Source organism: Lactiplantibacillus sp. B652 (assembly GCF_023806745.1).
In the GTDB taxonomy this organism is placed as follows: Bacteria; Bacillota; Bacilli; order Lactobacillales; family Lactobacillaceae; genus Lactiplantibacillus; species Lactiplantibacillus pentosus.
Genome location: NZ_JAMSKY010000001.1, coordinates 383,052 through 407,068, shown reverse-complemented (window position 1 = coordinate 407,068; position 24,017 = coordinate 383,052). Strand labels below are relative to the sequence as shown.

Sequence of the window (24,017 nt, the reverse complement as noted above, 5' to 3'; positions counted from 1 at the left end):
AAAAATAAATTCAGCTAATCGTTGGCGTGCGCTACCGATCAGAGTAGCTCTATAGCTAGTAGCTTAAACTGGCGGTACTGTCCGTTGCGGATTTAAGGCCGACTAATCAAGGTAAGCCTGCCAGTACTCATGATAATAGCGTTACAGCGACGCCAAAATGGCCGTTTCAGACTCGAATCTGAAACGGCCATTTTAATTATTAGAACCGACGTGCATTGCAGACATCAAGCCGCAATACTTCCAAAGTAAGCAGTGACTGTGACTACTAGTGATTACTTAGCCGGCAAGATTGGTTTGATCGTATGGGTGGCTTCGTAAGTGTGGGCGAAGGTCGATGCAGCCTTCATGGCGTTGACCACCTCGCGTGGGGTGACTTTGAAAGGCATGTTCTTCATGGTTTCGTCAGGCATTGTCGCCATCTTACCAATTTGCAACATTTCTTCATCAGATAGTTGGTCGAGATGGGTCGCCTCTAGCGTGATTGGTAAGCCAAGGGTCAAGTAGAATTCAATGTAGCGATTGAGTTCTTCGTGTGAAGTGCCCTGTAATACGAGTTCAACCATGGTACCAAAGGCCACTTTCTCGCCGTGAGTCAAATGATGGACGTCGCCCTTAACAGCGGTAAAACCATTATGAATGGCGTGGGCAGCCGCTAAACCACCATTTTCAAATCCGAGCCCGGAGAGCAGGGTGTTGGCTTCGACGATAGCGTCAAGTGCTGGGGTTACAATGTGTTGGACGTTGGATTCCACGGCTTCATAGGCGTACTTCCAAATGACGCGTTCGCATTCGGCCGCAATCGCCCGACCAGTAAAGGTAGCGGCACCGTTACCCATTGTTGTGCCGTGGGATTGCGCGGTCGCCTTTGCTTCAATATTAGTGGCCATCGCGTCAGCAATCCCAGAGATGAGTGTCCGGACTGGCGCGTTAGCGATGACTTGTGTGTCCATTAAGACTAAGTCGCTGTGACGTTGGTAGAACTTGTATTGGTCGAAGCTACCTTCCTCAGTATAGAGCACTGATAAGCCAGCGGTTGGTGCATCTGCTGAAGCCGCAGTCGGCGCGATGACTAACTTGGCACCCACTTCTTCAGCGATCCCTTTACTAGTATCGAGAGTCTTGCCACCGCCGAGACCGATAATAATATCGTTATGGTTATCCTTGGCAATCTGTGTGATCCGCGCGATTTCTTGAACTGAGGCTTCACCATTAAAGGTGACCCGTGTGACGTCAAAATCGTGTTGACTCAAGTAAGTCGCGAAGTCTTCACCGACGATTTTCCAAATCAGCGCGTCGGCCATGATCAACGGATGGCTCCCGAGGGCGTTGATATAGCTTGCGGAATGTTCCAAGAGTCCGGCACCTTGAATATACTTATCGGGGCTAACAAACATTAAATCTTCACTCATGATAAATTTCCTCCTCAAAATCGGATTGGTTGATAACTAATTTAAGACACTGTTTGGTAACACGGTCAGCGGGGAAATGGAGCGGCGGCTGATAAAACGGTGCGCTGGCCCAAGTGGGGATGAGTGTCAACGCGTGCTGGCCTGGGTTACTTAACACTTATAGTTTATGGTAGCGCTTACACAATCCGCAACGGACAGAATTGAAAATGTGTCCGCGTGGCCATGATGTGAGCTGCTGAATGCCGCTAATAAACTGGAATGAAGTCGCGTGCTAGACCGGTTTGACCCACGTTTGGCCTGTGCGCAATGCTGGAATTTTGTAAACCTTAAATTGGCCTAAAACGATGTGTTTAGTTGGAGAAAATTCATCAATTGGTGTTACGCTGTAGGTAGTGACTGGTTGACTAGCGCAAATATTAAGAAAGGTGCAAGAAAGTAAAAATTTTCAGTTCAAACTGGACAATCACTATCCAAGTTGTATAATGTACTTGTAAGCGTTATCAGAACCTAATACCTATTTTGGGGGCGTTATTTATGGTTAAAAGTAAAGCAATTATGATTGGTGCCGGGCTATCGAACATGGCTGCGGCGGTCTATTTGATTCAAGATGGTCATTGGGACGGCAAGGACATCAAGTTCTACGGTGTCGATATGCACGGTGCGAACGATGGTGGTGCCACGACCGATTTTACCAATGAGTATTGGAACAAGAATCATCCGATGGAAAACACGACGGGGTATGTTGCCCGTGGTGGTCGGATGCTGAATTACCGGACGTACGTTGACTTAATGGATTTGTTGGACCGGATTCCATCGGTAACTGAACCGGGGATGACGGCGGCCGAAGATACGCGTGACTTTGATGCTAAGCACCGGACCTATGATATTGCACGGTTGATGCAAGGCGGAAAGGGCATTATTAATGCGGGTAAGTTAGGGTTCAACAACAAGGATCGGACCTTACTCACCAAGCTGATCATGATGCCAGATAGTGAAGAAACGAAGCTCGACAACGTTTCAATTGCCGAATACTTCAAGGATGACCCACACATGTTCCAGACGAATTTCTGGTATATGTGGGAAACGACTTTTGCTTTTAGAACCCAAAGTTCTGCCCAAGAACTGCGGCGTTACATGCACCAAATGATTTATGAATTTACGCAAATTGAACACTTAGTTGGGGTTAACCGGACGCGTTACAACCAATTCGAAAGCATGATTTTGCCACTGATCAAGTATCTGCAAGGGCAAGGCGTCACATTCATCGACAACAAGATCGTCAAGGATTGGCAGTTTAAAGACACGCCAATGCAAGATGAGATTACGGTCACCGGTTTAGTGATTGAAGATGCTCAAACTGGTGAGACCGAAGAAGTCGAAGTGGACGACGACACCGCGGTCATCTTTACGAACGGGTCGATTACCGATTCTGCCACGATGGGGGACTACAACACACCGGCGCCTGAAAATATGGATTATGGTGTCAGTGCTAGTCTCTGGAAGAAAGCAACTGAACGTTTCTACAACTTAGGGACGCCAGACAAATTCTTCAACGATCGCAATGCCAGCGAATGGGTCAGTTTCACGTTGACGACCAAGAATCATTTATTCCTCAACGAAATCGTGCGGATCACGACACAGGAACCTGGGAATGCCCTGAACTCCTTCTTGTCGACGACGCCAATCACACCGTTGAATCAAAAGGATGTCAACATGTCGATCGTGGTGCACCATCAACCACACTTTACGACTCAGCAGCCAAATGAAACGGTTCTCTGGGGCTACTTCTTATACCCACGGCGTCAAGGTGAGTTCGTTAACAAGCCGTATATCAAGATGACGGGGAAAGAAATGGCACAAGAATTGATTGGTCAACTGTCGAAGGTCGACCCTGGTCCTGGCAACATCAAGGATAAGGAAAAGGAAATCTTGGACAGCATTATCAACAATATTCCGGTATACATGCCATATGCCTCAGCGTTGTTCAACAATCGGGCCAAATCAGACCGGCCAGAAGTCTTACCAAAGCATTCAACGAACTTAGCCTTCACTGGTGAATTTGCGGAACAACCATACCAGATGATCTTCACGGAACAAAGTGCGGTTCGTTCTGGTGAAATTGCCGCTTACCACTTTGCTGGTGTGCCAATGGATAACTTGGTCAAGACACCGCGGTATGACAAGGATCCAAAGACCTTGCTCAAGGCAACTAAGAAGATGTTTGACTAATCAAACTAGTACCAGGTAGTCGCTTGCCGGTGCTAACCATTAAAAATGAAAATGCCACTCGTGCTGAGCTTAATCAGTCACGGGTGGCATTTTTGGCATGCTGCATTGGGGGCTGCAGCATGATTTAGGATTGAGCCTTTAAGGAATTGCGGTGGTTCGAGTCAGCGCTACCAGCTCAGCTAAAGTTTTGCAGATGCTTTGATACTAGTTTTGTGAGTCGGATGGGCTGCTGTTGGCTTTAACGGTGAGTGCTTTTTAGCGGCCAGCTTTGTCACTTTCTTGGTGGCTTTCGGGGCCGCTTTTTTGGTTGCTTTCGAAGCTACTTCCGGGGCAACCTTTTTCGTCACTTTTTTCGTGATGTTCTTGGCCGCTTGCCGATTAGCTTTCTTAGTGGCCTTCCGAGTGACCTTCTTAGTGGTCTTTTGAATGGCCTTTTCGGCGGTTTTTGTCGAGGAAGCTGGTTTGATGGTCAACTTGGGTGCCCGTTTAGTGGCCTTGGTTACGGTCTTATTGGCCTTCGGGTGCGTCGCTTTAGTTGTAGCCTTGATGCTGGTCTTAGGATGTTTGGCGACTAAGGTGATTTTTTTGGCCGTTAGGGCTGCCTTACGTGCTGGCGTCCGTTTGTTAGTCGCGCGTTTAGTGGCTTTAGCATTACGCTTAGGGGTTGACTTAGTTGTGGCTTTCGGATGAGTTACTGGTTTCGTCAAATCGACTGTTTTGACCCAACCGAGAACTTTGCCGTGCTTGCTGATGAGCGTGTAGGCCGTGGTCGCATGCTTGCCGGTGGTTAGGATAATGGTTTTGGTCGCGGTATAGGTCGTTTTGGGTGCAATTTTAGTTTTCGCGGGCGTCGTTGTGGCACTGGCGCGGTCAGCGGCAAACTGGATCGTAGTCAGCGTGGTAGTGTGTTGCACATGCACTGAAGTGGCGCGAAAATGACTCACTTTGTCTAAGGGATGAGTCGGCTTTGGGGTCGCAGTTGCAGCACTGGCCGAGGTGGACCCGACAAACGTTGTGGCGGTGAGTGGCAAAGCTAAGGCTAACGTTGCAACGACTGTAGTTAATTTTTTCATATCAAGAATCCCCCTAAATTGAAACTTATTTTTGAATCGCCGCTAGTTTAGCACCACCATGGGAACGCAACAATTAATCTGGGTAAAAAAGATGGCAAAAGGGCGGTCGTTTACAATTCAGGATAAAAACCTGATAACAAACTAACTGATTAACGGTGGTCGCGTTGCTGAGCAAGACGCAATCGTAACTAGCGAGACGAAATTAGTTATTTTGAGAACGAACGTTCGCATTATAGCGTGAAATTATGGTATGCTAGAACGGTATTTTTCAACGAGAGGGGTGGCAGGATTGCCAGCAGCAACAACCTTAATTACGCCCGCTGAAAATCGCTTTTTCTTATTAAGCGAACGCGCGCGGCGGCGAACAACACTTCAACAAATCAGTGCCTTATTAAGGGCGCACGTGACCGTCAAAGCGGACAGTGACTTTCTGAAGCCGACCGTTCGTAATTTGATTCTACAGGAGCACGCGCAATGGCTTAGCGCTTGTAGTCACGAATGGCAATTACTGGCCAGTTTGCCGTACGTCGTCAATCCAAGTGAGGCACGCCGCGAATGGCATCATTGCGAGCTGTGCCATAAACCGGTTCGGTATGAATATCATGTGCAAAATAAGCATAACCACCGGGAACTGATCGTGGGTTCGGAGTGCGTCAAGAAATTCATGAACGCCGAGACACGGTACCTGATGGTCATCACGACTGAAGATAACTTCTACGCGGTCGCACAGTACCAGACCCTGACGACGGCAATTCCAGTCGTCCCGACGATCATGTTCGCCCAACCGTGGTTGCCACAGTTACCAAGCGAGCAAGTCCCACAAGCGCGACAGTTGCGCCAAACGACCACCCAAACTGTGACGACCTATTTACGGCACAAAACCAAACAGTTGCCATTACAAGAATTGAAGCCGGCGGAGCAAACTTATCGACGGTTGGCTCAGTTTGAACAGGACGCGATTACGACTGCCGAAGAAGCGGCCCACGCACAACTGCTCAAAAATCAACAGCAACGTCAGCAACAAGCCGCCCAAACCGCAGAACAAGCTGAGCAGGATTTGCGTCAAAGCTCAGCTTATCGCCACTACTTACAACAGTTGGCGGCAATCATCGTGACCCGGCCAGACCGCGCAACGGCCAAGCAACGCTTTGAGCAACTATCCGCGCCAACGACGGAACGGCCACTTGTTAATTCTTATCAGTTTGGTCAAATGGTGACAGAGTATCGGCAAACAGGTCAGATTCAAGTCCGTCGATTAGCGATGCTGGATCACCAATTTGTCACGGAACTCAATCAAGTGACGCAGCAACTAGATGAGCGCCAAACGACCCGTTTTTATGATGATGTCTTCAATAGCTGTTGGGGCTGGCGTTATCACCAACAAGCGACTCAGCGCGCGGATTGGGAAAAACTACTGACAACGCGTTGGGGCCAACCATTATCATTGACTTGGTTCGAACAATTGTCCGCACAGACTGATTCACAGCGGGTTCAAGCTTGGTTGTCACAACATGCGGATGCGACGATGAAACGGGAACTTACTCAGCGGCTAGTGCAACAGTCAGAACGGCAGCCCATTGCCCGGACGCGGATGACACGGACGGAGCTCCGCCAGTTCTGTCGGCGTGAACAGCCGTCTGCGGCCACGTTAGCAGCATTTGAAGCGGCCTTTGACCGGTATTATCAATTACCAGCGGCTCAGCAGGCGACTGCACATGAAACACTGGCTTATTACTATGTGGCTCATCAATATCAAGGTGACCATCAGCGGGCAATGCAGCAGTTAACGTGGTTGCTGAAGTCGTAAATGTTTCACGTGAAACAATGGGGGGACTGGTGATGAGATGAGTGGTTTTTGGTAGCGAGGTGTGAAACAAGGTGTAGTGACAAAGTTCAATAAATGGGCCATCGTTGGTCAGATTCTAGATTACGATAGCGTAATAAGAAGAGGGGATAGATGTGCCTAAACAAGAAAGCTTTGGTGAACGGGTATTGGCGTTTTACAGTGACTTGTCGAAAACTGTGATTGAGTTACCTGAGAATTTTAAGATAATCAATCCTTATAATGGGACTCAAAGCGTAAAAGTGGCTCAAATTACAGCAGCATTTTTCCAAAAATATTTTAATGATACGCGGCAAAGACGACTGATTCTAGGAAGTTCACCGGCACGAAAAGGAACCGCGATAACCGGTGTTCCGTTTGAAGATGCGTTCCATCTGCAACAGATATCTGGAATAGCGATGGACGATTTTTATATTAGCCAATCGTCCTCAAACTTTCTGTATGAAGTAATTCGTGAATACGGTGGGAGTCAGCAATTTTATCGTGACTTTTACATGAGCTTCGTTTGTCCCTTAGGCTTGGCCAAGAAAAGCAAGAACGGCCATGAGGTTAATTGTAATTACTATGAGGACAAAGCACTTGAACAATCGTTACGCCCATTTATTGTCAGTTCTTTAAAGCAACAGATTAGTTTTGGAATCGATACATCTGTTTGTTATTGTATTGGTAGTGGTGACAACTTTAAAGCACTGCAAAAAATCAATCACAAGTATCATTTTTTCAAGGAGATTATCCCGCTAGAACATCCAAGATTCATCACGCAATATCACCCTCAGAAAAAGGAACTGTATTTGGAAAAATATCTGACGGCCTTAATGCGTAAGTAAGGGCTAAGCTTCTGTTATGTTGATGGTATAGTTACAGACTATCTCATGTTGAATGATTTTAATGCAATCTCGCTGTTTCACATGGAACGATTAATCACTTTTCAGAATCCCGTTAAACCAACGTTTAGCGGGGTTCTTTTTGCCTTGGTGCACAGTCAGTGCACACTGGACGCTTCTTTGTCTGGAGCGCCTAACAAGACGCTTAACTTTTGTGCCACCTTGACGTCACCACGTCACCAGAGAACCGCAAGCTGTTTAGTAAGAGTAAAGCGCAAGAAGCGGCAGCTAAAACTTTGGCAGACGCCTTCCGTGTTCTAGAGAAAACACCGAAAAAAGATTAATTGGTTGTGTAATTAGTGGTGGAAAGCCTATTAGAACAAGTTTATCGGATTTTTCCGATAAATCCCAACCAGTTTTACTCAAAAATGAGTAAGAGGTTATCTCTGATCCAAACCTAGTTGTTTGTTACCACTTTCTTCCATTTTGGAAAAAAGTTGCCGGAGTTTTTCCTGTTTTCCGGATAAACCTATCAAATAGCTATTTCTAGCCGATTAATTGGTGCTCGAATTCGAATGAAGTTCACCTTTTTCATTTATAGCGCTATTTTACGATGATATTGTCGCTAACCAATCAAGCTTTTACGCTCAGACATTTTTGTCCAACCGTAAATTATTCAACGGTTCTGTCTTTGGTTAAATTGGGTTGACGTATAAAAAGCTTCCCTTCACCATAGCTCATGAAATTTGAGCTTATAGATTAAGGGGAGCTTTTTATCTTACTTAAAGTCTTACAAATGCCGGGCTAATAGATTTCTTCGAAAATTCGGATAAATAGTCTTACTCGATATTAAGTATTCAACAATATTCAAGTCAAAGCTACGTAATAAACTTAAGGAAGAAAAATGGCAACCAGTGCACCAAACTGATTACCATTCCTCTAAATTATTTGTGTTTTAACTTTTTAGAAAATTTTGCACCAATGACAATTATTGCTGGCAAAATAGTTAAGGCTGATACAAGCGAATACATAGTGTCCAAAACAGTGATAAGCCCGAAAGAGCTTAATACTGGGAAGTTGGCGAATATTATTGCTGCAAACCCGCCAATGACTGTCAAGCCAGATACGGTAATAGCCTGACCAACCGAACCTAACGAAGAGACGATTGAAGATTTAACAGATTTACCGCAATCTAATTCTTCTTTATAGCGCTCGAGTATTAGAATTGTAAATTCAGTACCAATACCTAAAACCAAAGAACTTAAAGCAATAGTTAGTGGATTATAAGATTCTCCAATCAAGTAAAGTGTTAACGGTGAGAGACCTAAAACAACTGCAATTGGAAGCACAGGTAGGATTGCAGTCCCAAATTTACGATAAACTATTAACAACACAATAAAAATAATCGCCAAACCAGCAAATATAATTAGCCAATGATTAGCAGAAACATTAGTAATACCCAGTAACATCATAACCTGTGCACCGGCAGGGCTTATTTCAAAACTGTGGTGCTGACTATTTAAGTCATGGTCGATTTTGTCCATTAATCTTTTTTGATCATCAGAAGATAATTTGCCATTTACTTTAAACTGAACAGTTGTGTAATGTTTATTTGTACCTATTACACTAGATTTTATTGCATTTGGTAAATTATCTACATTCTGAGTTACCTGTGCTTGTGTTGCGTTACTAATTGAACCGTTTATTTGGACATATGTTGATTTCAGTGTGATTGTATCCAAGATGTCTTTATATTTATTGTCTTCATCCTGCGCTAATTTATCGACCGCATTCATGGAATGTTTATTGGTGACATCATTATCTTTAACTAAAAAGGTGATGTAAGTTGTTGATCCAATCTTTTTTTGTAAATATTTAGTATCTTTCAGTGATTGCATATCTTGTGGAATCATTTTCATCATATTAGTTTCAATTGGGATTTTATTTTCCAAACTAAATCCGGCAATTGCTGAGACGACCCCGATAATTGTTAGAATCATAGCATGCTTCATAACAAAATTAGCATACTGTGCAAGTAACAATGATATTTTTGAAGGTTGTGCCAGTTTCTTCTGCTTTTTAAGCTTAGGATGACGATCAAGTAATCCTAACGTACTGAACATCAATAAAAATTCGACTATATATGCTGATAGAATACCAATAACTAACGTTAATCCGAATTGTTGCATCATTGGTGCCTTAGATAAATACATCGTCAAAAAACTGAATGCCATAACAATCACTGCAATACCGACAGCCGGTCCCATTTTCATGATTGCTGTAGTTATAGCTTCTTTACTCGACAAATTCTTTTTGAATTCTTCTTCATAACGGTTATGAAATTGAACACCAAAGTCTGTTCCCAGACCAATAATAATTGGTAAGGTAGCCATAGTCGCTAACGTGATAGGTAAGCGCAGTAACCCCATTAAGCCAAAAGTCCAAACTAAGGCTAGCATAACAAAAGCCAGAGCTAATAATTTTCGGCGAACCGGAAAAACTATAAAAAGCACAACAATCATGATAACAACTGCAAGGGCCAACATTTCCATCATAGTTTGCATGACTTGATTTTTAACATCACCCATGACAGCTGGGTTCCCAGCAACACGAACTCTCAATGATTGACTAATATGGCTGCTCTTTATCTGATGATTTATATCAGATTTTAACTGAACCATTGTACTCATATCAGTTTTATCTGAAGTATTTACCATGATTAAAATACTTTTACCGTTACTTGGTAACAACGTTTTAAAGTTACTTTTTACATTACCGTTAGCGTTTAGTACTAGATCTCTAAGTAACACAGTCGACATTGATTGAACAGGAGGAATCTTTTTCATCAACTGTGTTGCCATCATCTTTTGCTGCTGAGCATTTAGATTTGCCATCATATAGGCTTGTGTCTGTTGTAATTGTGTGCCTGTTAGAATGAGTTTCGTATCTTGACCAGCGGCAACTTTTGCCTTTTGTTGCGGGGTTAACAGATTTATCGTGTAATTATTTAGTGCTGTTTTTTGTGGTGTAGTTAATGTCTGCTGAATCGATTCCTGTAAAGTAACCTTGTCTTTGGCTGATAAGCTATCCATTAAATCGGTCATTAACTTTTGACCCTGCTTTGAATCTTGATTGGAATTAGTCATTATTGAGTTTCCAGTAGTTGGCTTACTCAATTCTTGATTGATTAATGAAAGCAGGCTTGTCGTACTACGAACATTATCGACGTCATTTAATTTTGATTCTAACTTATTGATTTTTTTAAAAGTTTGGTGTGAGAGTATGTCCGCTTGTTTGCCTGAAATTAGAATATATGCAGAATCTCCGCCGAAATGTTTTTGATAAGTTGAAGTATCTTTATATACTTTAGAACTTGAACTTACAAAAACGTCATTACCCATCTTAAGCTGTAGCTTAGATAAACCTAGTGCCATAATTGCAGTAATAGCTAAAACAACAGTGATGATTGTTTTAGGTTTCTTTTGAATTATAGCAGCTAACTTCTTGAATATTTTTTTAACCATTTTCACAACTCCTTAGCTATCAATACAAATAATCATTTTATACAAGTAACTAAGTTGTGATAAGATACAAAAAAAGACAATTGTCCTTTTTTAGAAGAAGAGGTAATGTTCATGTCGAAATACGAAACAACTCACAAAAAAATTATTGATGCAGCAATAACTTCGTTTAATCAAAAAACAGAAAAAGAGATAACTGTAACCGATATTATTAAGCTGGCTCAAATCCATCACAGTACTTTTTATCGCCATTTTAATAGTTTTGATGATTTAATCCGCGAAATGTTTGAAAGCACAATGCCAGATGAGAATCTTGAGCAATATTCATTTTCTGATAGTATCAATATTTTAGTTAAATTTGTTGAGGATAACTTTGTTTTCTTTCGGAATCTTCTTAAAAATCGTGGTAAATTTGATATAATTTTTCGGTATTTTTTTCAAAAAAATATTTTTAAAAATAACGAAACGTTTGCTGCTAACGAATTAATCTACCGAGGGACGGTTGGCATGCTAGAGGGATGGCTTGAAAATTCTGATAGAATTAATAAAGATGATGTTATACACTATTTGATTTTGCTAATGCGCAACTAATGAGGCTACTTTTGACCTTTGTTTAGGATTATTGCAGTTTTTATCCTGATTATTTTTTTGATAAAATTGGAATTACTTCTGTCGTCAATTCGGTTAGCTTGACTTTCCCAGGGTTCTTTAGCGAAAAAAGCATTAATCCAATTACGTGTTTATAATCACTATGAAGGCGCCAGCCAAGTTTCAGGCAGCTATCAAGGCAAGCAAACTAAGGGTTATTGTTATGTTGAATTAATAGGTGATTGGTCAAAATAAGTTTAAATTATCAACGCTTTTTATCTTATCCCAGTTGTTCAACAAGGTAGTCTACACCAACAGTTTGTTCCCTAATCATGGCTTCCTGCTGTGGAGATAACTTGGCATTTTTGATATCTTGCATGGTTTCCAGCGTTCCTTGATAGCCGTCAATATTGAATAAAGCTTTCAATGTAGGCGCCACTTGTGTCTGAATCCATGCACGCTGGCGGTTAACATTGGGCAGTTCTGGGGCCAAGGTTAATTGTACCGGTGCGCGGTTCTTGCCACAGAACTGTGCCCAGCGCTTGTTCAGCGGCCATTGATTACGAGCTTTCCCAGTACGTTTATCGACAAAGCGCACATACCGTTGGATAATCCCAAACACCGTATTTTCCAAGTTACGGTGGCTGAGGAAATCCTCGACCGCTAGTATAGCGCGCTCATTGAATAAGCGGACTTCAAACCGCGTTTTAATTGGGCGTTGCTCTGCATTCAGAGTGACGCCTTTTTGCGCTTGTTCAACTTCCTTGTTATAGATACAGAAATAGATATCACTTTTCTTAGAACCTAAATACAGCGTGTCACCAGTTGCTTCACTTTTATCATCTATCAATTTGCCAGAAGCTAAAGCTTCATATTTACGCATGACTGAAATATATTCGTTGTTCTGGCATTTTTTTACTAGTTCAGGAATGGCGAGTAGGCCAACGTGGTCGTTAATCGCAAAGTCGATCCGTTTGATAATACCTTTTTCTTGTAAACAAGTGTAGAGAAAATCTTCCCAAACCATACCATGCGCAATTAGCATACTTTCAAATTGACGACAGCCGGATCCGTGCATTTCCAGTAATATGCCTAACTTTTGTGTCGGCGTAGACGTTAAAATGGTGATATCACCTAGTTGGTATTGATCAGCGTAGCCATAGCGGCCCCAGTCCTTATAGTTGATAAAGTCTTTGTCGATCCAGCATAAATCTTTGATGATATGGTCAGCTTTATTGGTAGGAAAGCGAACGCGTAAATAATCGACTTGCACCGTTAGTGGCGATAGGTCACTCCAATCTTTCAACGTCCGATCAATCTGTGCCTGTAGCCCGCTACTTGGGTGGTCGTGGGCGTTTTCCAAACGGGCGAGGTAATTAGTTGTAATGCCTATTCGGCTAGCAACCGCTGTTTGCGTCAACTGTAATTCATGACGCCGTGTCTTAATTTGTTCACTCCAAGTCATCGTCATTACAATACCTGCTTTCTATTCAAATTTACTGTCTAACCCCAACAAACAAATTTTGATTGGGCAGACTTATCTAACCACTAAACCGCGCTATATTGCCATTTGTACCGTGTTCTAAGGATTGCTAAATGTTATTTTGTACCCCCCTAGTTAGATACTGGGGGTTAAAGCGGCCGGCTTACGCCGACCGCCCGTTGCTCGCGCCTGCGCTTTCGCGCTGCACGCGCGTCGCGGCAACGGTCAAGTTTGATAGGAAGCTATACCAATTTTCATGGATTACAGTTTATTGGCTGATACTTTGTTGTATTCTTAATTTGCTTGTTTGAATTTTACGACAGAAAAAGACGATTAATTCGGAATGAATTAGTCGCCTAGAATGGTTTGATTTTAGATTTTGTGATGCACAGTTGGTGCACACTTCGGGGTCAATTTAGTATTTTTTAGTTTTCCATAAGGGCTTCAAAGCCCGATATATCAACAATGTTTCTAGAATATAATAGTTTAATCGGTTTCACGTGAAACATTCCGTTGTATCGAGTGATTTGTTCGAGCAGTACTGACCGAGAGTAATCAGTTACTACTGGTTGTTAAGCTGTTCAGATAGCCGACCACATAAAACAACCTTGTTTCACGGCCAGTACCGCCCACAAGTTTCAGCGTACCAATTAAATCTATCCACAAAAAAGTCGCTTCAAGAGCAATCTTGGAGCGACTTTTTGTAACTTGGATTTATTTTATTTCTCAGCGGTAACCCAGCAACGGCATCACTGCCAATCAGCTCACTGATAATTAAGAATTAATCACGCTATGATAACGTGCAGCTGCGAATTCATACAGTGGCCGGTTAAGTGGGGTGACTTCGACCGCTTCTTCAAACGGTGCCGTAACCATTGCATCGTCCGCATTTTTGGCTAGTTTGACAGCCCAAGTTGGATCATAAAGGAGTTGCTGTCCCACAGCGACCAGCTCAGCGTCTTGCAGCACGGCTTGTACATCGGCACGAGTCCGGACACCGCCGACCCCCACGAGCGGTAGTTTGCCTTGCAACGCGTCGTGAACATACGCAATTAGTGGTTTATCGGCATGGTTTTCATCTCGCGCAACGCGATCGTAGTTGTTCAGTGAAACGTGGACGTAATCGAGTCGACTGTCGCGTAGTTGCGAGAGTAGCCAAAGCGTATCTTCAAACCGAATCCCAGGTTCTTCGAATTCTTCGGGTGAGAAACGGTAGCCGACGATGAAAGGCCGGTCCGCGTATTTGTCGACCGCTTTAAAGACTGATTGCAACAACTCATCGATGAAGCGATAACGTTCTTGTGGTGTCTTACCACCATATTCGTCCGTCCGACGATTACTGTGTGGTGAAAAGAATTGTTGAATGAGATACGTGTTGGCACCATGGAGTTCGATGCCATCAAAGCCAGCTTGAATGGCGCGGCGGGTTGCTTCACCGAATGCGTCAATCGTGGCGTGAATCTCGTCGATCGTCATCGCCCGCGGTGTTTCAGCATCGTCACGCAGGGCAGCAACGGCACTGGCGGAGACGATTTGTTCACCATTCAAGACTTCCCGATGGGTCATCCGGCCTGCATGGAAAATCTGGACGATTGCCTTAGCACCTTGGCTCTGAATGCCCTTTGCAAGTGCGCTTAAACCTGGCAACATGCTGTCGTGAGCGATACTCAATTCACCGTGCCAGCCCTTACCTAAGTCTTCAACGTTAGCTGCACCAGTGATGACAGCGCCGAGCCCTGCAGCTCGTTGCGTATAATAGTCAATCTCATCACGGGTGATGCTCCCATTATAAAAGCTTTGCGTCGTGGTCATTGGCGACATCATCAGCCGATTGCGCAGAGTCACGCCAGACTTAAATTGCAGTGATTCATCATAACTAGTCACAATAAAACATCCTTTCGAAACGGTTTATGCTTACTTTTTGTAAGAGTTAACTTTAGTTTAGTGGATGGACGTTGGTTTATCAATTTTAAAGTCGGCGTTTTTAGTCGCTTTTGGCATAACAGTATTGGTGATGTGGAATAATGATTTTTATGTTGGCGGTTAATCAGGGTAGTTGTGTAAGTTTGGGTGATTTTATCGATAAGTTGGATCGTTTGGCGATGACGAAAAGAGGGGGATAATGGGACCTCTTTCAGGTGACTGGCTAATGAGGGAGAAGACAAGCTGATTTAGATACGAAATGAGCAGCTCATATTTTTGTGAGACGCTCATCAAGTCTCTTCAGTTCCCGTTGACGTGTTTCTTGATGATCGAAAATTGTTTTGAAGAAGTGTCTCACTTGAGATTTAGTGATAGTTGTTTCAGCAACGCAGGCACAACAGAAGTCAGCGGCGCTATCTTGTACAATTAGGTGTTCGCTGTTGTCATCTGCGATATAGGTGTAGTGCTCGGCTTGGACGACATTGCGAATGTCAAAGTCATTACTACATATCAGGCGTGCATCCTCTGTTAGGCATACTGCCAATGTTGAAATTTCGCCAGTATTAGCGGTGTGCTTAATTCGTTGCCCATTCATTGCCCGTTGTGTATCAAGCTTTTGAAGGGCCGCCTTAATAGCACGATGCTGTGCACTGTATATTAATTGGGCATCACTTGAGAGCATGCGACTGGGATCAAAGAGCCGCCAGCGTCCAGCATTAATTTCTGAAAGGACACGGTTTCGATGGTCCAACATCTCCTCTAAGACATCTACGTGAATCCAGATGTTGCCATAGAGCTGATTGAACCAGGAGAATACATCGTCCCTTCTGTATTGAGTCGCGAAGAACAACATGTTCGTATTGATGAATACACGCTCAGTGCGTCGGTTCATACTAATCACCTGTTTCAAGCTTGTTGACGAGCGCTTGGCGTCTTTCTAAGAAGTTCTTCGCAACTGTTGGATCTGCGTATGTCAGAAGTTGTGCGGCTTCCAATAATGACAGTTGCTGGTGGTCGACCAGTTGATTGACGACGGTAGAATAGTGCGAAAACTTTTTGAACGGGACTACTTGGTCTAGCGGGCTTGGCGGGAAACTAGAAGCACTGACAATTGCTTGCCATTCGTCTTCTGTTAAACGGACCAATGATGTGCTTAACAATAAATCGAGTTCTGATAAGCGGCGAGCGACTGCCTCGTATGGCATGGATGAAACATTAGCAACGCGAATAATCGCCGTTTGTGCCAGTTGACGATTGGGCTTGCTGTAATTGTGAACGTACTTATGCCAGGTGCGAATTATGGCGTCTTTTGGCATCATGACGGCTGCTGCAAAGTGATCAGCGGCTCGTTCAGTGTCAAAATCAGGGGTGTTTGTTATTTTGAGGGCTTTATTGTGATTGTCTCCGAATAGATTAGTGTCTAGTCCTAAGTGCCAAAGTTCATGGGCAGCACTGTAGTATCGTGCGCGCAAAGTTTGGTGAGTGTTTAGTGCAATGAAGTGGGTGCCTTTATAAGAAACGGCTGCACCAGAATACTTCGGGTCAGCAACATCTTGATAAATAATATTAGCTTGTTCCGCAAGAATGCGTTCAATATCAGCGCCAATAAAAATGTCTGACCCGAAATAGTTGGTCAGAAAGGTGCTAGCGATATTCTCTGCGACAGACTCAGCTAACGCAATTGCACTGGAATTATGCATCATGAATGGTCGCCTCCAAATCAACGCATTGCTGGATATCCCATAAAAGTTGTTCAATTTTCTTTTTGGAATTCTGACTTGATAAACTGCCCCTCAAGACAATTTGTGGTTCCTTGTTATCAACGTGTTCAGATGTAATCAGTGTGTCTAAAGGAATGGCGGTTACTTTTGAGATTGCGATAATATTTTTAGTCTGGAGTTTCCGTGTGCCACTTAGTATTTGGCTAAGAAATGCAGGTGACAGACCAATTTGCTGTGCTAACCATTTTTGAGACTTGTGATTTGTTTTTAACCACGTTTTGATTTGGATTAACATCGCTTGAGTATTCATAATTCGTATCCCTTTCTTTGAGATTTTCAGTCTATTTTGCTTGAGTAAAGTATAGCATCGTTTGCAAATATTTGCATTTTTTAAGTCTAAATTGCAAATTACATAATAAATTAGATACCAGGAGTAAATAGATGGCAACCCGAGATGCGGCTGCTCGTTATGTACTGAAAGATGAAGCCGGATTTAAAATAGCAAGCGCCGAAAAACGGATTATTTCTTTCGACAGCCAAACTAAAATAGGACGAGAAACCCTCTCCAGTTTCTCGTCCTATCAGTCTATTTCGAGCCGTCTCGCAGGCTCGCATACATATTAAGCTAGCATCAATGCTAAGACCGCACGTTCACGCCTTAAACGGATTCCAAAAACGGCCACCATTCACGCCAAACAGGGCGATGCCGAGGATAATGATGAGGGCGACTAGGCCTAATGCGAGGTAGTCGTTGCGCTTGAAGCGTTGCGCCATGTACCAGCTACGACGTTTGCCCTGACCAAAGCGGCGGAGTTCCATGGCTTGGCTGATGGTTTCGATGCGGTCCAAGCTGGAGAAAATCAGTGGTAACAAAATCTGGAGGCCACCTTTGACCCGCGTCATAAAGTGGGCCTTCTTCGACATTTCAAAACCACGGGCTTGCTGGGCAAGGCTAATGGTCCGGTAATCCGCTTGAACGTCGGGAATGTAGCGAAGCGCGATGGCGACTGAGTAACTAATGCGATAGGAGATACCAATCTTGTTGAGACTCGCCGCAAACTCGCTCGGGTTAGTCGTCATTAGAAAAATCAGCGCTAATGGAACGGCAAAGGTATATTTCAGTAACAAGTTGAACTCGTAAAAGAGCTGTTCAGCCGTCAAGTTAAAGTAATGGTCAGATTGACCTAGCAGCAAGTGTTCCGTACCATAAATCGAAACGCCATAGTGTGGTGCGAAAACGTAGACCATGACTAAGTTCAGAACGGAGAACCCAATAATCACGTTGAGGACGAACGCGATGTCGCGATAGTGAATTTTGGCACGTTGAAAGACAATCAACGAGAAGATCATCACACCAATCAAGTAGCGCGTGTCGTAGGTCATCATGCCGATAATCGATAGGCCGACGAAACAGAGCAGCTTAGTGCTGCCGCTGAGGCGATTCAAGAAGGTGTGGCGGTCAGTGTAGCCGATGAGTAGTTCATGTTGCATGTTAACGGCCCTCCCGTTCAGCTTGAACAAATTTGGCAACGAATTCAGTGGGGTCCAACTCGTTGGCAGCCGCCATCGTGTAAAGACTCGTTTCGGCGAGTGATGCTTGCTGGATAATCGCCGTGTTCGTCAAAACATCGGCTGGCTGGGCGTCCATCAAAATCTTGCCATGGCCAAGGACGATGGTGCGATCCGTGTATTCCAACATCAGATGCATGTCGTGAGTAATCAGCATGATCGTCATTTGTTGGTCGCGATTGATGGTCGTCAAAAAAGTCATCATTTCCGTGTAATGCTTGAGATCTTGGCCCGCGGTCGGCTCATCTAAAATTAGCATCGCTGGTTCTAAGACCAGGATGGCGGCGATGGTGACCCGTTTTTTCTGACCAAAACTCAGCGCGGAAATCGGCCAATGACGAAATTCATAGAGGCCACAGACCTTTAGAACGGCCAAGACACGGCGCTCAACTTCATCATCAGGGACACCGCGTAACTGTAAACCGGTGGCGACTTCATCATAAATCATCGTCTTAGAGATCATTTGATTGGGATCCTGCAAGATATAGCCAATCTGATCAGCCCGTTCTTTGACTGATTGGTCCGCTAACGAACGGCCGTTAAACACCATTTTGCCAGCTTGTGGCGTGAGAAATCCCGTAATTAAATTACTTAATGTTGACTTACCAGTTCCGTTTTGGCCAACAAGGCTGATCATCTCACCACGGTGAAGGGTGACACTAACATCATTGATAATCGGCTTAGTCGGCTCATAGCCAAAGCTCAAGTGGTCAATGGTCAGTAAGGGCTGGTCGTGAACGACGGGCGGATTGAGTTGAACGCCAGCCGTCCACGCCTGCAACGTCGGTTTCAAGTTAGGAACTTGCAGGGCTTGCAGATTATCTAAATGTTGGCACGTCGTTAAGTCGACACCCGCGAGTTTTAGTGCTGAGAGGTAGAGCGGTTCCCGCAAGCCGAGCTGGGTCATTAGTGATTGCCGCAGAATCGTCTCTGGCCGGTCGTTAGCGACGATGGCACCGTCTTGCATAATAATGAGCCGGTCGATGGGCTGCTGTAAGACGTCTTCAATTCGGTGTTCAATGATGACGACGGTCAGTTCCTGTGTGTGCGTCAACTGGTCGATGAGCGCCATTGACGCTTTACCTGACGCGGGGTCCAGGCTAGCTAGGGGTTCATCAAACAGGAGAATCTTGCTGTTGTCGATCAGGACGCCAGCCATCGCCACGCGTTGTTTTTGACCACCCGATAGTTCCTGTGGCCGGTGGGTCAACAAGTCTTGTAACGCTAAGGTGTCGGCCCACTGGTTGGTGGCAGTTCGCATCTCAGACTGGGATTGTTGGTCGTTTTCCAGTGAAAAAGCCATGTCTTCGACGACGGTCAGACCAACGAATTGGCTGTCGGGATCTTGCAACACGGTACCAACATGTTGGGATAGCGCAAAAATGGAGCTCTGGGTAATATCCTGGCCTGCCACGGTCGCTTGCCCGCTGATGGTGCCGGTATAAGACTGCGGGATTAAGCCATTTAAACAGCGGCCCAAGGTTGATTTGCCAGAACCCGAAGGCCCCGCAATCAAAACTTTTTCACCAGGATAAATATCGAGATTCACGTGGCGCAGCGTTGGTTCCGTTTGACTGTTGTATTGAAATGAGAAGTCTTTAAAGCTGATAATCGGTGCACTCATCATGTTAACGTTCCTTTGTTAAGCTCCCACGTTGAGTCCGCGTCCGCGCGTATAAGACGAGCAGAATCGTCCCAATAATGGCAACTGAGATAGAATCGGCGATCCAAGTCACGACACCTTGGAGGTAGACTTTGTTGGCCGGTTCGTGATAAATAATGATATCACCGGTTGGCGCTAAAAGCACCCAGCCAATAAAGTTAACGATAATCTGATAAATGTTGAACCAGATGAGCTTGGCCTTACCTAAAACGCCATTTTCAATCTTGAGACGGTTCTTCGCTAAACCAAAGGCGACCCCAATCAGTCCATCAACCACGACCCACGTCCACCAAGGCGAACCGTAAGTCACGAAGTCGTTGAGGGCGTGACCAATGAATACGGCGAGTCCAGCTGCGACCGGGCCAAAGATGGCGCCTAACAAGGCCAGAAAGCCCATCGCCATGTTGACTTGCGTGTTCGGAATCCCAGTTGGAATGGCGACAAACTTCATTAGAACGAAGATGACGGCAGCGCCAATCCCAGTAGCGACGACGGTACGAATTGAATTAGATTGCTTATTTTGCATAGTACAACACTCCTTATATGATAAAAATAATATCGTGAACAATAATCATTATGAACCGCAAAACCAATATCTCTAATCGTCAATTCAGATCAACGATGAAAACTAAAAAACGCGCCTAAAAGCAAAATGCTTTCCAGGACGCGTTTGCGTGTTACCACCGAGATTTCCCGCATGGCGGGCTTATCATGATCGTAACGAATCGCTCCGACTGGGTCGCCCCAGTAGCTTCTTCAAGACCATCTTCGACTAAGCGTATCGTCGTTTTGCACCAAATCAGCGACTCTCTAGGCACACGTCTTAGTTTACTCATCTCGTCACAGCTTTTTCTCATCTGAATTTAACTATTAAAGCATACGCCAAAGTACAGTAGGGTGCAAGCTAAACCGAACGGATGGATTCGGTTACATTTAGATTGGTCGGAAAAACCGAAAAAAGCGCATTTAAAAGCCGAACATTCCAGGGGAGTTAGCGGCAATCTGGCGAGCTAATGACAGAATGATTAGTAATTAAACAAAGCTGATAAAAGTATATACAAATCGTTTCATTTAGCTGCTAAAAGGGGTAAACTAGTTGACAAGACCAAATGGTAAAAGGGGTGTGTAGAATTTGGCTTATAAATACGAAACGATTGCGGATACCTTGCGAGAAGAAATTAAATCTGGCAAATATACGCCGGGAGAATTAATGCCCGATCAAAATAAATTAGCGGCGACCTTTGATACGACGCGGATCACCATTCATAAGGCGATTCAATTATTAATCATCGAAGGGATGGTGTACTCGAAACGAGGGGCTGGGACCTTTGTCCGTAAAGACTTTGGTTTGACCGAAAGACGGCAGGAAACGTTGGTGGACAAGCCACTCGGAACGACCCAAACCAACGCCGGTAAAAAAGTGACGAGTAAAGTGCTAGAACTAGAAGCACGGTTGCCAACGAAGCGTGAAGCCGAACAACTGCTGATCGACGAGATGGATCCCGTCTACGTGATGCGGCGGACGCGCTATGTCGATGGCAAAGTCTGGGCCTATGAACATACGATTATGCCGACTGGAATCGTCACGTTGACGAAAAAGGTGCTGGAAGGCTCCGTTTATGGTTACTTGGAACAGCATAGCGGTAAGAAAATTGCTGGATCGCACCGCATTATTTCCGCCGGTAGAGTTACGGCTGATGACGTGGCGGCCATGGGGGCAAAATTAAATGACCCCGTGTTGATCATCAATCAGATCAGTTATATGGATGACGGCCAGCCGTTTGAAGTGTCAGAATCACACTTTCCATACGCGACGAGTTCGGTTGTCGCTGATGTACAGCTCCATTAAAGAATCGGTAACCACATTTGACAGTGGTTGCCGATTTTTTGCTGAAAATGCTGGTGAAAGTTGCATTCGACTAAGCGGTGGACCATAATTAAGTTAGCTTTTAGAAAGCGCTTTAACAAGCGTGCGATATGAGGAGATGTGATGATGCCAGCTAATTTCTATCAACGATTGATCGACAAGTATGAACCAATGACGGAAGCGGCGTTCTTGGTCTTAGTCAGCGTCCGCAAGCCGATTACTAGCGAAGCGATTCCGGAAAAAATCGCTGAGTTGACGCAAAATCAGCTACAGCTTGGCTTGGGGACCCTGTTCACCAACTTACACGCGATGACCAAGGATTATTTGATGACGGAACGCGTGGATGAAAATGACGTGCACACGTATGAAATCACGGGGAGTGGCGAATCGGTCTTGGCAGCTGAACGGAAACGGCTGCAATTATTGAACCAGATTTGTGAACAAGAAGGCCTATAGATATAACAGGCTGATATCACGGGGGAAGTGGTAAGATGTGGCGTTATCATGTTACGGTCAAAGGCTCGGATGACGAGCTCAAATGGCTGAACCAGCAAGCACAGCGGGGACAGCGGTTATGCCGAATTACGGGTAATTGGTATCAATTTCAGGCGACCAAGACGCCAGTGCAGCTCTTCAGTGAGTATGTCACGAGCGAGGTGGCGACGGACATTGAGACGAGTCAGCCGCCGTTTGAATTGGTGACCAAGCTGCAGCTCAGGCAGCCGGACGTCCAAGTCATTTATACGGCCACGACACAAGCCAGTCTGGACGTGACGCGCGTTGATCGGCAAAATGCCCCACTGCAATTGAAAGTCGCGTTGGCACAGCGGGGACACTTGATGAATGTGATGAATCTCAGGGTTGTTCTGGGATTACTACTGGCAATGATTTTGATTTATTTCAGGCTCATGAACGACACGTGGGGCGGCTGGTATGGTTTGATTTGGATCCTATTTAGCTTTTATCCGGCGTGGCAGGCGAGTCGGATTCACAAGCAAGCCAACGTGTTGCGTGTCGTGACGCAACAGTATGATGATGCGTGGCGGCCAACGATGCACGTCTTTTTGAAAAACATGGCGGCACCGCTTGAGATTGAAAAAGTCGCTAGTATCGGCCAGTGGCAGTACGTGGGGCAAGATCATCGCGGCATGTATTGGTATGATGTTCGAACGTTAGCCAGTGCCAGTGAAATCAAGCAAACGCTACAGCCAGCACTTAGCCGTAGCGTTACCGTATCGATTGTCAGCTGGCTGGGATTAGCACCAATTGGTTATCTTTAGTAAAAAAGGACGTGGGATTATGTGGCGGCATCGGTTTTTAATTAAGGGTTCAGAACAGGAGTTAACGTGGCTAAACGGCCTCGCAGCCCGGCACCATTTATTGACGGGGATTCATGGAAATTGGTATCAGTTTAAAAAAGTTGAGCCGACCTACCGTGTCTTCAGTGAATACGTGACGCAGGATGTTTCGACGACGGTGACTGACCGCAACAGTGCATTTCAAGTGTTGACGACAGTTCCAGTGAAGGGGACGAATGTCGACGTCATCTATACGGGTAGCGAAACAGACTAAGCTGGCTCCCAGCGACCCGCAAATGCGCTTGAAAGTTGCGTTACAGTTGCGCGACCAGGCGATGAATACGATCAATTTGAGTTTGTATGCCGGGGTGATCGTCTGGGGCTTGTTCCTGGTACTTTTGATTCAGCGGCAACAATTTGACTTGCTAGGGCCTTGGCTGCTGCTATTGTTGGTGGGACTATTAGCCATTCTCGGACTGTATCGCATCTCCGGACGGTTACAATCACAAATCAGTCAGTTGCGCCGAGAGACTGAGCAGTACGACGGCGCGTGGATGCCAACGATGCACGTCTTTGTGAGTCCGTTAACGGCAGAGTTGGATGTTGAAGCGCCAGAACTAAAATCTTTAGGTCGGTGGACCCTGGTCGGCCATGACAAGCGCGGCAAGTATTGGTATGATGTCCAAACATTGGCCAGCACTTCCGAAATCAAGCAAGTGATCCAGTCAGTAACCGCTGACCAAGTACACATCGACATTTTCAGTTGGCTGGGACTGGCACCAGTCGGTTGGTTTGTCTGATTAGTTTTTTTATCTGGACTGACAGGCCCTTAATTGAACATAGACGTAAACGTCACTTTGTAGTCGTTACGACGAAGTGGCGTTTTTTTGACGTCCAATGGTGGGGATTAACCCGCTAAGTGGTCGGAATTTGTTTGTGGGGTGCCAAGCCAATTAAGCAGGTCGTTACTGCACTTTAAGGCGCATCGCTAGCGGCATTCAAGCGG

General features: G+C 44.9%; 21 protein-coding genes. 10 read left to right on the top strand and 11 right to left on the bottom strand.

Features of this window, described 5'->3' with window-relative positions; all coding sequences use genetic code 11:
* Window positions 1-272 precede the first annotated feature (272 nt).
* Window positions 273-1,409 carry a glycerol dehydrogenase gene (locus tag MZO40_RS01720; RefSeq protein WP_003637390.1) on the bottom strand — a complete coding sequence of 379 codons (1,137 nt, stop codon included), beginning with the start codon at window positions 1,407-1,409 and terminating at the stop codon, window positions 273-275.
* A 534-nt stretch (window positions 1,410-1,943) separates the two neighbouring features.
* On the opposite strand from MZO40_RS01720, the gene MZO40_RS01715 reads away from it, so the two are divergent.
* Window positions 1,944-3,638, top strand: a complete 1,695-nt coding sequence (locus tag MZO40_RS01715) for an oleate hydratase (RefSeq protein ID WP_050337957.1) — start codon at window positions 1,944-1,946, stop codon at window positions 3,636-3,638.
* 179 nt (window positions 3,639-3,817) lie between these two features.
* Here the strand turns inward: MZO40_RS01715 and MZO40_RS01710 are convergent, their stop codons facing one another.
* Complete coding sequence (locus tag MZO40_RS01710) at window positions 3,818-4,711, bottom strand: hypothetical protein (protein WP_105960972.1); 894 nt, start codon at window positions 4,709-4,711, stop codon at window positions 3,818-3,820.
* 289 nt (window positions 4,712-5,000) lie between these two features.
* Here MZO40_RS01710 and MZO40_RS01705 point away from each other — a divergent pair, with 289 nt between their 5' ends.
* Together MZO40_RS01705 and MZO40_RS01700 are read left to right on the top strand one after the other, a co-directional pair.
* A complete protein-coding gene (locus tag MZO40_RS01705; RefSeq protein ID WP_105960973.1) occupies window positions 5,001-6,518 on the top strand; it encodes a hypothetical protein in 1,518 nt (505 codons plus the stop codon).
* A 152-nt stretch (window positions 6,519-6,670) separates the two neighbouring features.
* Window positions 6,671-7,381 carry a uracil-DNA glycosylase family protein gene (locus MZO40_RS01700; RefSeq protein WP_105920206.1) on the top strand — a complete coding sequence of 237 codons (711 nt, stop codon included), beginning with the start codon at window positions 6,671-6,673 and terminating at the stop codon, window positions 7,379-7,381.
* Between the two features lie 941 nt (window positions 7,382-8,322).
* Here MZO40_RS01700 and MZO40_RS01695 read toward each other — a convergent pair.
* On the bottom strand, window positions 8,323-10,902 hold the full coding sequence (locus tag MZO40_RS01695) for an RND family transporter (protein ID WP_105960974.1): 2,580 nt from the start codon (window positions 10,900-10,902) through the stop codon (window positions 8,323-8,325).
* Between the two features lie 111 nt (window positions 10,903-11,013).
* On the opposite strand from MZO40_RS01695, the gene MZO40_RS01690 reads away from it, so the two are divergent.
* The gene (locus MZO40_RS01690; RefSeq protein WP_181185821.1) at window positions 11,014-11,490 is read left to right on the top strand and encodes a TetR/AcrR family transcriptional regulator; all 477 of its coding nucleotides are present in this window, start codon (window positions 11,014-11,016) and stop codon (window positions 11,488-11,490) included.
* Between the two features lie 277 nt (window positions 11,491-11,767).
* On the opposite strand, the gene MZO40_RS01685 is transcribed toward MZO40_RS01690, so the two are convergent.
* The 5 genes from MZO40_RS01685 to MZO40_RS01665 all read right to left on the bottom strand — a co-directional run bounded on the left by MZO40_RS01685 (window position 11,768) and on the right by MZO40_RS01665 (window position 16,924).
* On the bottom strand, window positions 11,768-12,958 hold the full coding sequence (locus MZO40_RS01685; protein ID WP_225367177.1) for a replication initiation factor domain-containing protein: 1,191 nt from the start codon (window positions 12,956-12,958) through the stop codon (window positions 11,768-11,770).
* A 786-nt stretch (window positions 12,959-13,744) separates the two neighbouring features.
* Window positions 13,745-14,854 (bottom strand): NADH-dependent flavin oxidoreductase, encoded by a 1,110-nt coding sequence (locus tag MZO40_RS01680; protein ID WP_105960635.1) that lies wholly within the window; start codon window positions 14,852-14,854, stop codon window positions 13,745-13,747.
* Between the two features lie 307 nt (window positions 14,855-15,161).
* On the bottom strand, window positions 15,162-15,785 hold the full coding sequence (locus MZO40_RS01675; protein ID WP_252133063.1) for a hypothetical protein: 624 nt from the start codon (window positions 15,783-15,785) through the stop codon (window positions 15,162-15,164).
* Window position 15,786: 1 nt separating this feature from the next.
* Window positions 15,787-16,596: an ImmA/IrrE family metallo-endopeptidase gene (locus tag MZO40_RS01670; protein ID WP_050337952.1), complete on the bottom strand. Its 810-nt coding sequence runs from the start codon at window positions 16,594-16,596 to the stop codon at window positions 15,787-15,789.
* The gene (locus MZO40_RS01665) at window positions 16,586-16,924 is read right to left on the bottom strand and encodes a helix-turn-helix domain-containing protein (RefSeq protein WP_088770264.1); all 339 of its coding nucleotides are present in this window, start codon (window positions 16,922-16,924) and stop codon (window positions 16,586-16,588) included. The genes MZO40_RS01670 and MZO40_RS01665 overlap by 11 nt, the downstream gene beginning before the upstream one ends.
* Window positions 16,925-17,055: 131 nt before the next feature.
* Here MZO40_RS01665 and MZO40_RS01660 point away from each other — a divergent pair, with 131 nt between their 5' ends.
* Window positions 17,056-17,238: a hypothetical protein gene (locus tag MZO40_RS01660; protein ID WP_105960634.1), complete on the top strand. Its 183-nt coding sequence runs from the start codon at window positions 17,056-17,058 to the stop codon at window positions 17,236-17,238.
* 27 nt (window positions 17,239-17,265) lie between these two features.
* Here the strand turns inward: MZO40_RS01660 and MZO40_RS01655 are convergent, their stop codons facing one another.
* Genes MZO40_RS01655 through MZO40_RS01645 form a run of 3 tightly spaced genes read right to left on the bottom strand, consistent with a single transcriptional unit; the run spans window position 17,266 to window position 20,372 of the window.
* On the bottom strand, window positions 17,266-18,105 hold the full coding sequence (locus MZO40_RS01655) for an energy-coupling factor transporter transmembrane protein EcfT (RefSeq protein ID WP_003637395.1): 840 nt from the start codon (window positions 18,103-18,105) through the stop codon (window positions 17,266-17,268).
* Window position 18,106: 1 nt separating this feature from the next.
* Window positions 18,107-19,807, bottom strand: a complete 1,701-nt coding sequence (locus MZO40_RS01650; RefSeq protein ID WP_122217466.1) for an ABC transporter ATP-binding protein — start codon at window positions 19,805-19,807, stop codon at window positions 18,107-18,109.
* Window positions 19,808-19,811: 4 nt separating this feature from the next.
* Window positions 19,812-20,372, bottom strand: coding sequence for an ECF-type riboflavin transporter substrate-binding protein (locus MZO40_RS01645; RefSeq protein ID WP_252133062.1), 561 nt, complete (start codon window positions 20,370-20,372; stop codon window positions 19,812-19,814).
* Between the two features lie 606 nt (window positions 20,373-20,978).
* Here MZO40_RS01645 and MZO40_RS01640 point away from each other — a divergent pair.
* From MZO40_RS01640 to MZO40_RS01620, 5 genes are all read left to right on the top strand, one after another.
* Window positions 20,979-21,695, top strand: coding sequence for a GntR family transcriptional regulator (locus MZO40_RS01640; RefSeq protein WP_003637398.1), 717 nt, complete (start codon window positions 20,979-20,981; stop codon window positions 21,693-21,695).
* Between the two features lie 144 nt (window positions 21,696-21,839).
* Window positions 21,840-22,169 carry a helix-turn-helix transcriptional regulator gene (locus MZO40_RS01635; RefSeq protein WP_050338345.1) on the top strand — a complete coding sequence of 110 codons (330 nt, stop codon included), beginning with the start codon at window positions 21,840-21,842 and terminating at the stop codon, window positions 22,167-22,169.
* 35 nt (window positions 22,170-22,204) lie between these two features.
* A complete protein-coding gene (locus MZO40_RS01630) occupies window positions 22,205-22,993 on the top strand; it encodes a hypothetical protein (RefSeq protein WP_105960633.1) in 789 nt (262 codons plus the stop codon).
* A 19-nt stretch (window positions 22,994-23,012) separates the two neighbouring features.
* Window positions 23,013-23,285 (top strand): hypothetical protein, encoded by a 273-nt coding sequence (locus MZO40_RS01625; RefSeq protein ID WP_252133061.1) that lies wholly within the window; start codon window positions 23,013-23,015, stop codon window positions 23,283-23,285.
* Window positions 23,248-23,811 (top strand): hypothetical protein, encoded by a 564-nt coding sequence (locus MZO40_RS01620; protein ID WP_252133060.1) that lies wholly within the window; start codon window positions 23,248-23,250, stop codon window positions 23,809-23,811. Before MZO40_RS01625 ends, MZO40_RS01620 begins: the two co-directional genes overlap by 38 nt.
* The last annotated feature ends 206 nt before the right edge of the window (window positions 23,812-24,017 follow it).

Coding starts and splice junctions, on each gene's coding strand:
- MZO40_RS01655 (WP_003637395.1), bottom strand. CDS start 18,105: ATGCAACATGAACTACTCATCGGCTACACTGACCGCCACACCTTCTTG.
- MZO40_RS01710 (WP_105960972.1), bottom strand. CDS start 4,711: ATGAAAAAATTAACTACAGTCGTTGCAACGTTAGCCTTAGCTTTGCCA.
- MZO40_RS01665 (WP_088770264.1), bottom strand. CDS start 16,924: ATGAATACTCAAGCGATGTTAATCCAAATCAAAACGTGGTTAAAAACA.
- MZO40_RS01650 (WP_122217466.1), bottom strand. CDS start 19,807: ATGAGTGCACCGATTATCAGCTTTAAAGACTTCTCATTTCAATACAAC.
- MZO40_RS01720 (WP_003637390.1), bottom strand. CDS start 1,409: ATGAGTGAAGATTTAATGTTTGTTAGCCCCGATAAGTATATTCAAGGT.
- MZO40_RS01715 (WP_050337957.1), top strand. CDS start 1,944: ATGGTTAAAAGTAAAGCAATTATGATTGGTGCCGGGCTATCGAACATG.
- MZO40_RS01695 (WP_105960974.1), bottom strand. CDS start 10,902: ATGGTTAAAAAAATATTCAAGAAGTTAGCTGCTATAATTCAAAAGAAA.
- MZO40_RS01670 (WP_050337952.1), bottom strand. CDS start 16,596: ATGATGCATAATTCCAGTGCAATTGCGTTAGCTGAGTCTGTCGCAGAG.
- MZO40_RS01630 (WP_105960633.1), top strand. CDS start 22,205: ATGTGGCGTTATCATGTTACGGTCAAAGGCTCGGATGACGAGCTCAAA.
- MZO40_RS01625 (WP_252133061.1), top strand. CDS start 23,013: ATGTGGCGGCATCGGTTTTTAATTAAGGGTTCAGAACAGGAGTTAACG.
- MZO40_RS01675 (WP_252133063.1), bottom strand. CDS start 15,785: ATGAACCGACGCACTGAGCGTGTATTCATCAATACGAACATGTTGTTC.
- MZO40_RS01660 (WP_105960634.1), top strand. CDS start 17,056: ATGGCAACCCGAGATGCGGCTGCTCGTTATGTACTGAAAGATGAAGCC.
- MZO40_RS01645 (WP_252133062.1), bottom strand. CDS start 20,372: ATGCAAAATAAGCAATCTAATTCAATTCGTACCGTCGTCGCTACTGGG.
- MZO40_RS01690 (WP_181185821.1), top strand. CDS start 11,014: ATGTCGAAATACGAAACAACTCACAAAAAAATTATTGATGCAGCAATA.
- MZO40_RS01685 (WP_225367177.1), bottom strand. CDS start 12,958: ATGACGATGACTTGGAGTGAACAAATTAAGACACGGCGTCATGAATTA.
- MZO40_RS01635 (WP_050338345.1), top strand. CDS start 21,840: ATGCCAGCTAATTTCTATCAACGATTGATCGACAAGTATGAACCAATG.
- MZO40_RS01620 (WP_252133060.1), top strand. CDS start 23,248: ATGTCGACGTCATCTATACGGGTAGCGAAACAGACTAAGCTGGCTCCC.